Source organism: Hymenobacter psoromatis, assembly GCF_020012125.1.
GTDB lineage: Bacteria > Bacteroidota > Bacteroidia > Cytophagales > Hymenobacteraceae > Hymenobacter > Hymenobacter psoromatis.
On sequence record NZ_JAIFAG010000001.1, the window covers coordinates 2,796,548 to 2,810,557 of the forward strand.

General features: G+C 64.0%; 11 protein-coding genes. 8 read left to right on the top strand and 3 right to left on the bottom strand.

From position 1 onward, the window contains the following. The first annotated feature begins 6 nt into the window (after positions 1-6). The 8 genes from LC531_RS12215 (at position 7) to LC531_RS12250 (ending at position 10,554) form a co-directional block, all read left to right on the top strand. Positions 7-885: a F0F1 ATP synthase subunit B family protein gene (locus LC531_RS12215; protein WP_223650564.1), complete on the top strand. Its 879-nt coding sequence runs from the start codon at positions 7-9 to the stop codon at positions 883-885. Continuing rightward, on the top strand, positions 872-2,425 hold the full coding sequence (locus tag LC531_RS12220) for an alternate F1F0 ATPase, F1 subunit alpha (protein ID WP_223650565.1): 1,554 nt from the start codon (positions 872-874) through the stop codon (positions 2,423-2,425). The genes LC531_RS12215 and LC531_RS12220 overlap by 14 nt, the downstream gene beginning before the upstream one ends. Before the next feature lie 172 nt (positions 2,426-2,597). After that, a complete protein-coding gene (locus LC531_RS12225; protein WP_223650566.1) occupies positions 2,598-3,500 on the top strand; it encodes a F0F1 ATP synthase subunit gamma in 903 nt (300 codons plus the stop codon). 168 nt (positions 3,501-3,668) lie between these two features. Next, the gene (gene pgm / locus LC531_RS12230) at positions 3,669-5,315 is read left to right on the top strand and encodes a phosphoglucomutase (alpha-D-glucose-1,6-bisphosphate-dependent) (protein ID WP_223650567.1); all 1,647 of its coding nucleotides are present in this window, start codon (positions 3,669-3,671) and stop codon (positions 5,313-5,315) included. 52 nt (positions 5,316-5,367) lie between these two features. Beyond that, a complete protein-coding gene (gene glgP, locus LC531_RS12235) occupies positions 5,368-7,911 on the top strand; it encodes an alpha-glucan family phosphorylase (protein WP_223650568.1) in 2,544 nt (847 codons plus the stop codon). An 85-nt stretch (positions 7,912-7,996) separates the two neighbouring features. Continuing rightward, entirely contained in the window at positions 7,997-8,257 is a 261-nt protein-coding gene (locus LC531_RS12240; RefSeq protein WP_223650569.1) for a hypothetical protein, read from the top strand. Between the two features lie 353 nt (positions 8,258-8,610). Next, complete coding sequence (locus tag LC531_RS12245; protein WP_223650570.1) at positions 8,611-9,492, top strand: SDR family NAD(P)-dependent oxidoreductase; 882 nt, start codon at positions 8,611-8,613, stop codon at positions 9,490-9,492. 135 nt (positions 9,493-9,627) lie between these two features. Continuing rightward, on the top strand, positions 9,628-10,554 hold the full coding sequence (locus tag LC531_RS12250; protein ID WP_223650571.1) for a helix-turn-helix domain-containing protein: 927 nt from the start codon (positions 9,628-9,630) through the stop codon (positions 10,552-10,554). A 631-nt stretch (positions 10,555-11,185) separates the two neighbouring features. Here the strand turns inward: LC531_RS12250 and LC531_RS12255 are convergent. The 3 genes from LC531_RS12255 to LC531_RS12265 all read right to left on the bottom strand — a co-directional run bounded on the left by LC531_RS12255 (position 11,186) and on the right by LC531_RS12265 (position 13,978). Further along, positions 11,186-12,091: a bestrophin family protein gene (locus tag LC531_RS12255; protein ID WP_223650572.1), complete on the bottom strand. Its 906-nt coding sequence runs from the start codon at positions 12,089-12,091 to the stop codon at positions 11,186-11,188. A 27-nt stretch (positions 12,092-12,118) separates the two neighbouring features. After that, positions 12,119-12,517: a hypothetical protein gene (locus LC531_RS12260; protein ID WP_223650573.1), complete on the bottom strand. Its 399-nt coding sequence runs from the start codon at positions 12,515-12,517 to the stop codon at positions 12,119-12,121. A 78-nt stretch (positions 12,518-12,595) separates the two neighbouring features. Beyond that, complete coding sequence (locus tag LC531_RS12265) at positions 12,596-13,978, bottom strand: NAD-dependent succinate-semialdehyde dehydrogenase (protein WP_223650574.1); 1,383 nt, start codon at positions 13,976-13,978, stop codon at positions 12,596-12,598. Positions 13,979-14,010 lie beyond the last annotated feature (32 nt).

Genomic DNA, 14,010 nt, shown 5'->3' on the forward strand with positions numbered 1-14,010 from the left:
ACGGTCATGAAAATTAACTGGTTCACGGTCATTGCGCAGCTCCTCAATTTCGCCCTGCTGGTGTGGTTGATGCGGCGCTTTTTGTACGCCCCCATCCTGGCCGCGATGGACCAGCGCGAGAAGAAGATTTCGGCGCAGCTCAAAGCTGCCAAAACTCAGAAAGACGAGGCCAAAACCGCCCACGACGAGCTAACGCAGAAAACCGCAGCCTTCGACGCGCAAAAGCAGGCCCTGCTGACGACCGCCACGAACGATGCCGAGGCCCAGCGCCAGAAGCTGCTGGCCGCCGGCCGGCAGGAGGCCGATGACCAGCGCGCCAAGCAGCAAAAAGCCTTGCAGGAAAGCCAGGCTACCCAGCAAGCCGACCTGGCCCGCCAAACCCGGCAAACCGTTTTTGCGGTGGCCAAAAAAGCCCTGGCCGACTTGGCCTCGGCGAGCCTGGAAGCCCAGGCCGTGGACGTATTCGTGCAGCGCCTGCATGAGCTGAGCGACGATGATAAGAAGCCCCTGGTCGCCGCGTTCCAAGCCAACAAAAAGCCGATGCAGGTGCAGAGCGCCTCCGCCCTCACCCCGAAACAGCAGGCGACCATTAAAACAACGCTGGTGGCCCTGCTGGGGGCGGCCCCGGACCTGGAGTTTACGGCCAACCCGGCCCTAATCAGCGGTATCAGCCTGAGCGCCAACGGTTTTAGGTTGGCCTGGGACGTGGCCGACTACCTGGTGGCGCTGGAAAAAGCCACACCAGCCCCCAAGGCAACTCCCGACCCAACTCCCGCGCCGGCCCCCGACCCAGCCGCCAAATCGGCTCCCGACCCAGCCCCCGCGCCGACTCCCGACCCTACCCCTGCCCCGCACCCTAAAGCCAAGCCCCATGTCGTTAAGTAAGCTACCCGAGGCTTTAAGCGACGTTTTTGCCGAGCTGGTGCGGGCCAGCGAGGCGTTTGTGCCCGCGCTGGTGCCCCGCGAGCTGGGCACGGTTATCAGCGTGTCGGCGGGGGTGGTGCGGGTGGCGGGGCTGCCGGGGGCGGGCTTTGAGGAACTGCTGACGTTTCCCAGCGGCCTGTTTGGCATTGCCTACAACCTGGATGCCGACGAAATCGGGGTTATCCTGCTGGGCGAGGATTCGCGGGTGAGCGTGGGCGACGAGGTGGAGCGCACGGGCCGGGTCATGGACGTGCCGGTGGGCGATGCGCTGCTCGGCCGGGTTATCAACCCGCTGGGCGAGCCGCTGGATGAGCGGCCGCCCATCCGCACCGCCACGCGCCTGCCCATCGAGCGGCCGGCCGCGGCCATTATGGACCGGGCCGCGGTTGCCACGCCGCTGCAAACCGGCCTCAAGGTGCTCGATGCCCTCATTCCCATCGGGCGGGGCCAGCGCGAGCTGATTCTGGGCGACCGGCAGACCGGCAAAACCGCCATTGCCCTCGATGCCATTCTTAATCAGCAGGGCAAGAACGTGTTGTGCGTGTACTGTGCCATCGGGCAGCGGGCCTCGGCGGTGGCGAAGCTGATTGCCAACCTCAAGCAGCACCAGGCAATGGCCTACACTGTGGTGCTGGTGGCGGAAGGCAACGACGCGCCGGGCCTCGAATACATCGCGCCCTACGCGGCTACCAGCGTGGCCGAGCACTTTATGGAGCAGGGCCGCGATGTGCTCATCATTTATGATGACCTCACCCACCACGCCCGCGCCTACCGCGAGCTGTCGCTGCTGCTGCGGCGGCCGCCGGGTCGGGAGGCGTTTCCGGGCGATATTTTCTACATTCATTCGCGCCTGCTGGAGCGGGCCACGCACCTGAGCCCGGCGCTGGGCGGCGGCTCGCTCACGGCCCTACCCGTCATCGAAACCGAAGCCCAGAACATCTCGGCCTACATTCCGACCAACCTCATCTCCATCACCGACGGGCAGATATACCTCTCGCCCAAGCTCTTTGAGGCGGGCATTCTGCCGGCCGTCGATGTGGGCAAATCTGTGTCGCGGGTGGGCGGCGTGGCCCAGCTGCCCGCCTACCGCGCCGCCACTGGCTCGCTCAAGCTGGACTACGCGCAGTTTGAGGAGCTGGAAAACTACGCCCGCTTCGGCACCCGGCTCGATGCGCACACGCAAACCGTTATTGAGCACGGCCAGCGTATTCGGCAGTGGCTCAAGCAGTCGGAGCTGCACCCGCTGGCGGTAACCGAGCAGCTGGTGGTGCTGCTGGCCCTCACCAGTGGCTATTTTGACCAGGTGCCCCTGGCGAAAATGCCCGAAGCTCAGGCCCAGCTCATCAAAAGCAGCCAGGCCCTCCCCCCCGACCTTCTCAAGCGCCTGGCCTCCGAAAAGCCCCTGCTCCCGGCCGACCATGACGCCCTGCTGGCCCACGCCAAAACGGTGCTGGCGCCTTTTCAACCCCCGGCCCCGGCGGCTCCCACGCCTGATAAGTAGTCTGCCGAAATTAGGCAAACTATTAGAACGTCATGCTCATCTGGCGTCCGCTTGTCAAAGCATCTCTACCGCTTCGTTGAACGGCGCGGGTGAAGCGGTAGAGATGCTTCGACAAGCGGACGCCAGATGAGCATGACGGCCTTTTTGCAAAATCAATTGCGCTGAACCACCTATGGAAACGCTGCAACAACTGACCCGCAAAATGGCGGGTGCCAAGGATATTAAATCCGTGGTGCGGGCCATGAAGGCGATGGCGGCGGCCAACATCAGCCAGTATGAATTGGCAGTAAGTTCCCTCGGGGAGTATTACCAGACCGTGGCATTGGGCCTGGTGGCCTACTTCGCCTCGGAGCCCCGCGAGCCGGAAGCCCCGAAGCCGGCCCCTCCAAAAGCGCCGCCGCCCCGCATTTGCGCCCTGGTTTTTGGGTCCGACCAAGGCCTGGTGGGTTCCTTCAACAGCGCGCTGGCCAACTTCGTGGGCCAGGCCCTGCGCGCCCTACCCGGCCCGCAGGAAGTATGGGGCGTGGGCGAGCGAGTGCAGCTGCTGCTAGCCGACAAGGGCCTGGTAATCACCTTCAAATTTGCCGTACCAGGCTCGATTAAGACCATTACGCCGCTGGTGGGCAAGCTCCTGCTTCAGGCCCAGCAAAACCTGGCCAAAGGCGAGCTGACGGAGTTCTACGTCTTTCATAATCAGCCCACTGGCGCCGCTGGCTACCAGCCTGTGCAGCAGCGCCTGCTGCCGCTGGATGCCACGTGGCGGGCCGACATCGCGCAGCTCACCTGGCCCACCAAGCTAGTGCCCCAGGTGGCGGGCGGCCGCCCACCCACGCTGGCGGCCTTGCTGCACGAGCTGCTGTTTGTATCCCTGTTCAAGGCCTGCGCCGAATCGTTGGCCAGCGAGAATGCCAGCCGCTTGCAAGCCATGCAGCGGGCCGAAAAAAACATCAACTCCCTGCTCGATGATATGTCGCACCAATATTACCGCCAGCGGCAGAGCGCCATTGACGAAGAGCTTTTTGATGTGGTTTCGGGGTTTGAGGCTTTGAAAAAGGACAAGGGCCGCGAGGGGTAGTAGGGCGGGCGGAGGGCGATTAGCTGCCAATTGTCACCCCCAAGGCTGATTTTCGTCAGGCTAGCCGCGCCGGCCGGGGCGTAATCTTGCCCCGCTCTACCCGCCGGCTCTCGTGGTGGCTCTCCGGCGGCGGTCGCAAACCAAAATCAGGCAATCCTACCCCTCCTTATGCAAATAAGCCCTTTGGCCGGCAAGCCGGCCCCGCCCGATATCCTGGTCAATGTGCCCCGGCTCGTCTCGGCTTATTACACCGATAAGCCCGACCCGGCGGTGCCGGCCCAGCGGGTGGCGTTTGGCACGTCCGGGCACCGCGGCTCCTCCTTTACCCGGTCCTTCAACGAAGACCATATCCTGGCCATCACCCAGAGCATTTGCCTCTACCGGAAAGCCCATCAGATTGACGGCCCGCTGTTTATGGGCCTGGATACCCACGCGCTTTCGGTGCCGGCCCTGAGCACGGCTCTCGAAGTGCTGGCCGCCAATGGGGTAACCGTGATGCTGGCCACCGACGACGAGTACACGCCCACGCCGGTTATTTCGCACGCCATCGTGGGCTACAACCAGGGTAGGAAACACGGCTGGGCCGACGGCATCGTGATTACGCCCTCGCACAACCCGCCCCACGACGGCGGCTTCAAGTACAACCCGCCCCAGGGCGGCGGGGCCGCCACGGCCGTAACGGAGTGGATTCAAAACAAATCTAACGAGCTGCTGAGCAATAACTTAAAAGGAGTAAAGCGTATGTTGCTGGAAAAAGCCCGGCGGGCCGCTACTACGCAGACGCACGACTACCTCCACACCTATATTGCCGACCTGGGCAGCGTGCTCGACATGGACGTTATCCGGGGGGGTAGCCTGCACCTGGGCGTGGACCCGCTGGGCGGGGCCGGGGTGCATTACTGGGGCGCTATTGCGGCGCACTACCGGCTCAACCTCACGGTGGTTAACCAGACCGTGGACCCCACTTTCCGCTTCATGACCGTGGACTGGGACGGGCAGATTCGCATGGACCCGTCCTCGCCCTACGCCATGCAGAGCCTGATTAAGCTCAAAGACAAGTTTGACATCGCCTTTGCCTGCGACACCGACCACGACCGGCACGGCATCGTGACGCGCAGCCACGGCCTGCTACCCCCTAATCATTACCTTACCGTGTGCGTCGACTATCTGTTTCGGCACCGGCCCGACTGGGGCGGCGGGGCGGCCGTGGGCAAGTCGGTGGTGACCAGTCAGCTGCTCGAACGGGCGGCCACCCGGCTGGGCCGCCGGGTGTTTGAAACGCCCGTCGGCTTCAAGTGGTTTGCGGCGGGCCTGCTTGATGGCTCCCTGGGATTCGCGGCCGAGGAAAGCGCCGGGGCCGCGTTTTCGCGGCTTAATGGCCAGGTCTGGACTACCGATAAAGATGGCTTCATCCCGGCCCTGCTGTCGGCCGAAATGACGGCGCGCCTGGGCCACGACCCCGGCGAGCTGTACCAGGCCATCACCCACGAGCTGGGTGACCCGGTAACCAAGCTGGCGGAGGCCCCGGCCACGCCGGCCCAGCAGCAAAAGCTCGCGGCCCTCACGGCCAAGCAGGTGACCAGCACCGAGCTGGCCGGCGAGAAGATAACCGCCATCCTGACCCAGGCCCCCGGCAACCACGCACCCATCGGGGGCCTGAAAGTAACGACGCAGAACGGGTGGTTTGCCGCCCGCCCCTCGGGCACGGAGGCTATTTATAAGATTTACGGTGAGAGCTTTCTGGGCACCGAGCACCTTACTGAGATTATGACGCAGGCCCAGGAAATGGTGGATACCGCCTTGGCGAAATCCTGATTAAGTAGTGATAACTAACGGCGCTGGCGGGCGCTTCACTCCCCACTCCCCCATGACTCCCAACACCCCAACTTTCACCCGCAGCCACGGCTTCCTGCCCACCGAGCTACCCGGCCTTGACACCCTGACCGAGCTGGCCCTCGACCTGCGCTGGTCGTGGAACCACGCGGCCGATACGCTCTGGCAGCAGCTCGACGCCGAGTTGTGGGAGCGCACCCACAACCCCTGGGTGGTGCTGCAAACCGCCTCGCGCGAAGTGCTGGAACAGCGCCTCGCCGACCCGGCCTTCCAAGGCCAGATGGCGGCGCTGGCGGCGCAAAAGCAGCAAGCCACCGACCGCCCCAAGTGGTTTCAGGAGGAGCACCCGAACTCGCCCCTGACCTGCGTGGCCTATTTCAGCATGGAGTATATGCTGAGCGAGGCGCTGCCCATTTACGTGGGCGGGCTGGGCAACGTGGCCGGCGACCAGCTAAAAACGGCCAGCGACCTGGGCGTGCCCGTGGTGGCGGTGGGGCTGCTGTATCAGCAGGGCTACTTCCGACAGGAAATCGACCGCCAGGGGATGCAGCAGGCGCTGTTTCCATACAACGACCCCGGCCAGCTGCCCATTACCCCGCTGCGCCTGCCCAACGGCGAGTGGCTGCGGCTGAAGATTACCCTGTCGGGCTTTCCGGTGTGGCTGCGCATCTGGCAGGCGCAGGTGGGCGACGTGATGCTGTATTTGCTCGATAGCAACGACCCGGCCAACCTGCCGCAGCACCGGGGCGTCACGACCGAGCTGTACGGCGGGGGTATGGAGCAGCGCATTCAGCAGGAAATTATCCTCGGCATCGGCGGTTGGCGGGTATTGCAGGCCCTAGGCATCCGGCCCGACGTGTGCCACCTCAACGAGGGCCACGCGGCCTTCGTGGTGCTAGAGCGGGCGAAAACCCTGATGCGGGAAATCGGCCTCGACTTTGCAGCGGCGCTGGCCGTGACGCGCCCCGGCAACCACTTCACCACCCATACGGCCGTGGCGGCGGGGTTCGACCACTTCAGTCCGGCCCTGATGAACCAGTTTTTGGGCGACTACGCCCGGCAGGAGTTGGGCATCGACCTGGATACCCTGCTGGCGCTGGGCCGCCAGCGCCCCACCGATTCCTCGGAGAGCTTCAACATGGCCTTTCTGGCCATTCGGGGCTGCGGGGGCATCAATGGGGTGAGCAGGCTGCACGGGCAGGTGAGCCGGCAGCTGTTCAGCGGGCTGTTTCCGCGCTGGCCCGTTGAGGAGGTGCCGATTGGCTACGTTACCAACGGCGTGCACATGCCCAGCTGGGACGCCGAAGCCGCCGATGCCATCTGGACCACCGCCTGCGGCAAAGACCGGTGGCGCGGCGACCTGGCCGCGCTGGCCCAGCACATCAGCCAGGTGCCCGACGCCGACTTGTGGCAACTGGCGACCAGCTGCCGCCAGGCGCTGGTGGCCTATACCCGCGAGCGGCTGGCCCGGCAGTTCACCGTAGCGGGCTACCCATCGGAGTTGGTTACTATCGCCGGTAAGGTATTCGACGACAATACGTTGCTGCTGGGCTTTGCCCGCCGCTTCGTGGACTACAAGCGGCCCGACCTGCTGCTGCACGACCCCGAGCGGTTCGTCCGCCTGCTCACCAACCGCGAGCAGCCCGTGCAGTTGGTGCTGGCCGGCAAGGCCCCGCCCTTCGACGAGGGAAGTAAGGTGCTGATTCAGCGGTGGATACAGTTTATTGACCAGCACCAGCTGCATCAGCACGTAGTTTTTCTGAGTGATTATGACATGCTCATGGCCGAGCACCTCGTGCAGGGCGTGGATGTGTGGCTGAACACGCCCCGCCGGCCTTGGGAAGCCAGCGGCACCAGTGGCATGAAGGTGCTCGTGAATGGCGGCCTCAACCTCTCGGAGCTGGACGGCTGGTGGGCCGAAGCCTACACCCCCGCAGTGGGCTGGGCCATCGGCGACGGCCAGGAGCACGGCGACGACCCCGCCTGGGATGCCGCCGAGGCCGATGCGCTCTACACCCTGCTCGAAACCCAGGTGGTGCCCGAGTTCTACGCCCGCGACGCGCACGGCATCTCCGCCCGCTGGGTCGAGCGGATGCGCCAAAGTATGGCCACCCTCACCCCGCAGTTCTCCGCCAATCGCACCGTGCGCGAGTACACGGAAAGCTACTATCTGCCCGCCGCCACCCGCTACGCCCAACTCGCCACCAACAAAGGCGCGGCCGGGGCGGCCATCGTGCAGCAGCGCCAGCAAATTGCTAGTGAGTGGGATAAGCTGGAATTTGGCCAGGTGCAAACGGATACCGTCGCTGGCGGCTACCGGCTTCAGGTGCCGGTTCGGCTCGGCGCGCTCACCCCCGACCAAGTGCTGGTCGAGCTGTACGCGACGGGCCTCAATGGGGCCGCGCCCCAGCGCATCCCACTAAAACCGGACGCGGCCCCCGATGCCGATGGCCACTACCCCTACCAGGCCCTGGTCACCACCACCCGCCCCGCCAGCGATTTCACGGCCCGCATCCTGCCTGCCTATGAGGGCATCTCGGTGCCTTTGGAGGACCAGCACATTCACTGGCAGCACTGAGCCGATTCGGCCCGCGTCATTTTACTTCCCTTTAGCCATTGATTTTTTCACGGGCAGCTCCGCTGCGCCCATTTTCAACTTCCTCATGCAAGCCCCAACTCATCCTGCCGTGCCAGCCACTGCCGGCCAAACTCCTAAACAACTAAAGCTTAAAGGACTGGCCATAAGCGCTACGGCGTTGGGAGCCCTTGCGGTCGGGGCCCTGGCCATCGGCGCGCTGGCCGTGGGCACCCTCGCCATCGGACAGCTGCACCTGAACCGGGGTGCCATCCGCAAGCTGCGCATTGGCCGGCTGGAAGTAGATGAATTAATCGTGCACCAGCAGCGGCCCCCTACGCGGGGGTAGGCTCCCGCTCCTCCAGCTCGGTGCGCCCACCCCTGCCTAGTTGAGCCGCGCCGTCAAGGGCGATTTGTAGGACTTGAGCTGGGGAGGAAGTTATAAACAACGTCATGCTCATCTGATGGTCAGGCAGTAACGTGGTAGCTTGGCAGTTGCCGAGCAAACCCTCCCAGGGCTATTTTAAGCCGCTTGGTAACACCCCCTGAAGCGCCTGTAGATGACCGCCGAGCCCGTGCGTTGGCGCGGCAGCCAGGGCGAAGCCGGCCGCCTCATTTCGACTACGAAATTCCTCGTTTAGCCTACAAGCACCGCCTGGCAGCCGGCGAGCTTTGCAGGGTCATTCACCTAAACGAAAAAACATGGTACAGCAACAGGAACCGCTGCCCGGCAGCGCCGCACCCACTACCGGCACGGCGGGTAGGATTTGGTTTATCACGGGGGCCTCGCGTGGCTTCGGCCGCCTGTGGACCGAGGCCGCCCTGCGGCGGGGCGACCGGGTAGTTGCCACGGCCCGCACGCTGGCCAGCCTGGCCGACCTCCCGCAGACCTACGGGGCCAACGTGCTACCGCTGGAGCTGGACGTGACCAACCCGGAGCAGGTAAAAGCGGTCGTGGCGCAGGCGCACGCGCACTTCGGACGGCTCGACATTGTGCTCAATAATGCCGGCTATAGCTTGGTGGGCACCATTGAGGAGGTCAGCGCGGCGGACTTAAAGGCCCTCTATGACACGAACATCTTCGGGGCGCTGGCCATCATTCAGGCCGCCTTGCCGCTGCTGCGCGCGCAAGGCAGCGGGCACATTATTGGCGTTTCGAGCAGCCTCGGGCTGGTGACCATGCCGCTGATTGGCTCGTACTGCTCGTCCAAGTGGGCCTTTGAGGCCCTGCACGAAAGCTTAGCGACCGAAATTAAGCCCTTTGGCTTGCACGTCACGCTGGTCGAGCCGGGCGCCTACGCCACCGATTTCGGCAGCCCGCAATCCCTGAAATTTGCCCCCGGCCTGGACCTCTACGCCCCCTTGCGGAGTAGTATGCTGGAGCGGATGCGGGGTTCCAAAAGGGGCGACCCGCAGGCAACCCCTGCCGCCTTGTTCGCCCTTGTGGATGCCCCTACCCCGCCGCTGCGCCTATTCCTGGGCAGCCAGTCGCTGCCCCACACGCGCACCGTCTACGCCGAGCGCCTCGCCACCTGGGAAGCCTGGGCCCCCGTGTCGGATGCGGCGCAGGGCCAGCCCAGCTAGCGGAGCCAGCGTGCGGAGCTGGCCGCTACCGCAGCGCCCTGGCCTGCGGGCTTGCATGTTAGCGTACTTATTTTTACCTGGTAAAGCAGCCCGCGGCGACGAGACTCGTCGCCGCGGGCTGCCGAAGGCCCCGCGATGAAAAACCCAGCCAATAGCGTACATAAGTTCGACTCCATCACGGAAGCGCACCGGGCCTTTGGCCTGCCGAAGCCCCTGCATCCGCTCATCAGTCTGGTAGATACCACCGCTACCCCGGTGGAGGTAGGGTCATCATCCGGCTCTCACCTGCTGAGCTTCTACAAAATAGCGTACAAAACGGGGGGTAGCGGTACCATCAAATACGGCCAGGGCTACTACGATTTTACGGAAGGCAGCCTGCTCTGCGCGGCTCCCAACCAGCTTCTGGGCAGCTACGAGGAAGCTGGTACGCAGGCGGGCTATATCTTGCTCATCCACCCCGACCTGCTATTGGGTTACCCACTGGCCCAAAAAATCAAGCACTATAATTTCTTTTCGTATGCGGCCAACGAAGCCCTGCACTTATCTGATAGGGAAAAGACCACCGTTTTCGCGCTCTTCCACAGCCTGGAGAACGAGCTGCACGACCGCATCGATGACTTCAGCCAGGATGTACTGATTGCGCAGTTGGAATTGCTGTTGAGCTACACCCAGCGCTTTTACACGCGGCAGTTTATCACCCGCCGCACGGTGAATCGGGGGCTGCTAGCGCGGGTAGATGCGGTGCTCAGCGAGTATTTCGGCGGGCACCAGGGGCTCCGCCAGGGCCTGCCCACCGTGCAGTACCTGGCGGCGCAGGTGCAGTTGACCCCCAGCTACCTGAGTGATATGCTCCGCTCGCTCACCGGGCTGAGCGCCCAACAGCACATTCACCACAAGCTGATTGAGCAGGCGAAAGAGCGACTTTCGCTGACCGAACTCTCCATCAGTGAGATTGCGTATGAGCTGGGCTTCGAGCATTCTCAATCGTTCAGTAAGTTGTTCAAAACAAAAACGAGCACTTCCCCCCTGGCCTTTCGCCAGTCATTCGCAGCCAAGTCCTAGCGGAGTTCTCGTTACCTCGGGGTAAAAAAGCAAGCTAAGCCCCGGCTGGCTGCTGACTACCGCCCGCCGGGACGCCCAAGTGCAGGAGGTAGTGGTAACTAGTGGCGTGGCCGACGCCGAGGAGCTGGCCAATTTCAGCCACAATTTTGTCCTGCCGTAGGTAGCGGATTTTAGCAGCCTGGGCTTTGGAGAGAGGGCTTCTTCCGAGAAACCTTTGGGCCGCCCGCCCTCCTGGCCACGGGCCCGCGCTACTAGTAATCCGGCCTGGGTCAGTTCACAGATAATGCCGCGCTCAAATTCATATAGTTGAGCACTACTCCAACGCCAGCTCCCCTTGGACGGGAATGCAAGTGAGTTCAACTAGAAGCCAGTAAGCGCAGGCTGCGCGATGGTATTTGGAACATTTTGCGTTCCATCAACGGTCGGTCATAAGGCATTAAAGGCCACAGTCTCAAAGGCTACTTCCCAAGCATTAAAGTACCCCGCTTTATCTTTATGATAAGAACTCAAGTTCCTATAAGCTAGATTCTTAATCATAAAAAACTACTAAAAAGGGTGGTCGGGGACTCTGGCCATTGGCGCGGGGGTAGGGAGAGATGGGATGCGGGTTAGCGAAAAGCCAACTACCGCCTTATAGCAAATAGAAGCCTTCGGGCGCGAGCGGCGCGGGCACGGCGCTTTCGTGCAGCAGCTGGCGCAGGTTGATTTCCACGGTGCGGGCCAGGGCCGTGACCGGCGTATCGGTGGGCTGGTTGCTGAAGGGGTCTTGCAGGTAGCGGGCGGTGCGCTCGAGCAGGAAGAAGGTGGAGGCGGTGGTGAGCAGCACCGGAATTTCCCAGAGCCCGATGGCCTGCACCAGCCCCAGCGAAAGCGTAAATAGAAAGAGGTAGATGAAAAAATGCACCAGCCGCCGGTAGCTGGCCGGAAACACCGTGCTCTTGAGGCGCTCGGCCTGGCCCAGCGCATCGCAGAGGCGCCCCAGCGTGGCATCCAGCTGCACTTGCTGGTAGGCGTTTAGGGCCCCTTGCTCAAACAGCTTTTTGAGCTGCGCCGTGTGCAGGGCCAGCAGCGCCAGGGGCTTGTTATCCTGCTTATGGGTGTACGCCAGCTCGTCGGGGGGTAGGAACTTGGTGAGGGTGGCGGTGGTGTCGAGGCCGCGCAGGGTTTCGCCAAGGCAGTAGCACCAGGCTATCTGGCGGTGGGCCAGGGCGCGCAGCGGCCACGGGGCGGCGGCCAGCACGGCATCGGGCACAAAGCCGCCGGCCTGCAGCACCAGCGCGCGCGAGTCGTTGACGATGGCGCCCCACACCTTGCGGGCCTCCCACCAGCGCTCATACGACTGGTTGGTTTTGAAGGCCAGCAGCAGCGAAATCAGGCTGCCCAGAATGGTGGGCAGCTGCAGCGGCACGGGCGGCAGGAAGGCCCCAATCGAGAGCTTGAGCAGGTGGAAGAAGCTGGAAATCAGCAGCACCCGCACCAGGTCGGGGCGGATGCCCCGAAAGAGGTAGGCAGCCGGGAGCTTGGTATCGAGCAGCATAGCGGGTACGAAAAGAGCAGGGCCGGCCTACGGGGCCAGCAGCATCTGGCGGGCCGCCGCTTCCGAGCTGAAGCCCACGAGCTGGCCGTCGCCGTCTATGCGCGCCAGCACCAGCGCGGTGGCGAGGTGCCCAAAAAAGTCTTCGGCAAACACCACGGCGTGGCGCAGCAGGCCTGCCGCGTGGGCGCGCGGGTACCAGTCGGTGGCCATCCAGGTGGCCAGCTCGTCCCACATCAGGTGCGAAGCGCGGCGGTCGTCGAGCAGGCGGTGGCAGTGCTGGACTGGTAGCACAGTCAGTATCTGCTCGTAGCCGGCCTGGGTCGAAGCCAGCGTTTGGGCCGGGCCCCAGCGGGCGTGCAGCAGGTCGTCTACGGCGTCGTAGTCGAGCACGAGCGTGGGAGATTCAAATAAAAGCCGATGGCGCATACAAAAAAACGGAAAAATCCGGCCAGCCTCTCGGCCAGCCGGCAACTTGCGAAACAATCCCTACCCCCCTGCCGGGCGCTAAAACGGGTCGATGAGGGCACTCACGCGGATGAGCTTTTTGTTGACGAACTCCTCAATGCCCAGCCCGGCCAGCTCGCGGCCGTAGCCCGAGCGCTTGGTGCCGCCGAAGGGCAGGTCGGCCTGCGTCCAGGTGGGGTGGTTGACGAACACCATGCCCGTATCGAGCTGGTCGGCCACGCGCTGGCCCCGCGCCACGTCCCGCGTGAAGACCGAGCCGCCGAGGCCAAACGGCGAGTCGTTGGCCAGGGCAATGGCCGCGGCCTCGTCGGGCACGCGAAAAAAGGCCGCCACCGGCCCAAATAGCTCCTCGCAAAAAACCGGGTTGGCCGGGGTGAGGTCCGTGAGAATGGTCGGTGCCATAAACGCGCCCGGCCGGGCCACCCGCTGGCCCCCCAGCACCACCGTGGCCCCGTTGTGCACGGCCCGCTGCACCTGCTCGACCAGCCCGGCCGCGGCGGCCTCGCTGCTGAGGGGGCCCAGCTCGGCAGCCGGGTCCAGGGGGTCGCCCACGCGCAAGGCCGCCATTTTCGCCGTGAATTTTCGCAGAAACTCGTCGGCCACCGCCTCCACCGCAATAAGGCGCTTGGCGGCCACGCAGCACTCGCCGTTGTTGTTGATGCGCCCCACCACGGCCCAGTCCACGGTCCGGTCAATGTCGGCATCCTCCAGAACGATAAAGGCATCGCTGCCGCCCAGCTCCAGTACCGACTTTTTCAGGCTCTGGCCGGCGGCGGCGGCCACGCTGGCCCCGGCCGCCTCACTACCCGTCAGCGACACGCCCTTGATGCGCAGGTCGGTTACCAGCGCATCGGCCCGGCGGCCCGAAATCAGCAGGTTGGTATAGAGTCCGGCCGGGGCGCCAGCCTCGCGCAGCAGGCGCTCGATGGCGATGCCGCACTGCGGCACGCTGGAGGCGTGCTTCACCAGCACCGCGTTGCCAATCATGAGGTTGGGCGCGGCAAACCGAGCCACTTGGTAGAAGGGAAAATTCCAGGGCTCGACCCCCAGCAGCACCCCTACGGGGCTGTGGCGCACCAGGGCCGTACCGTGGTCGGGGTGCAGGGGCTGGTCGGCCAGAAACGCGGCCCCGTGCTCGGCGTAGTAGTCGACGATATTGGCGCTCAGCTCAATCTCGCCCTCGGCTTGGGCCAGCAGCTTGCCCATTTCCAGGGTAACGAGCCGGGCCAGGGCCGGCTTTTGGGCCCGCAGTTGCGCGGCTACTCGGCGCAGCAGCTTGGCCCGGTGGGGGTAGGTGGTTGTTTTCCAGGCCTCGAAAGCCGTGGCCGCTTGGGCAACTGCCGCGTCAATGGCCGGCTCGGTCATTTCTTCGAACGACTGGACGACTTGGTTAGTGGTGGGATTGATAGTTTGGATGGCCATAGTAGGGTGGGATAAATAGTAGGGTGGGATAA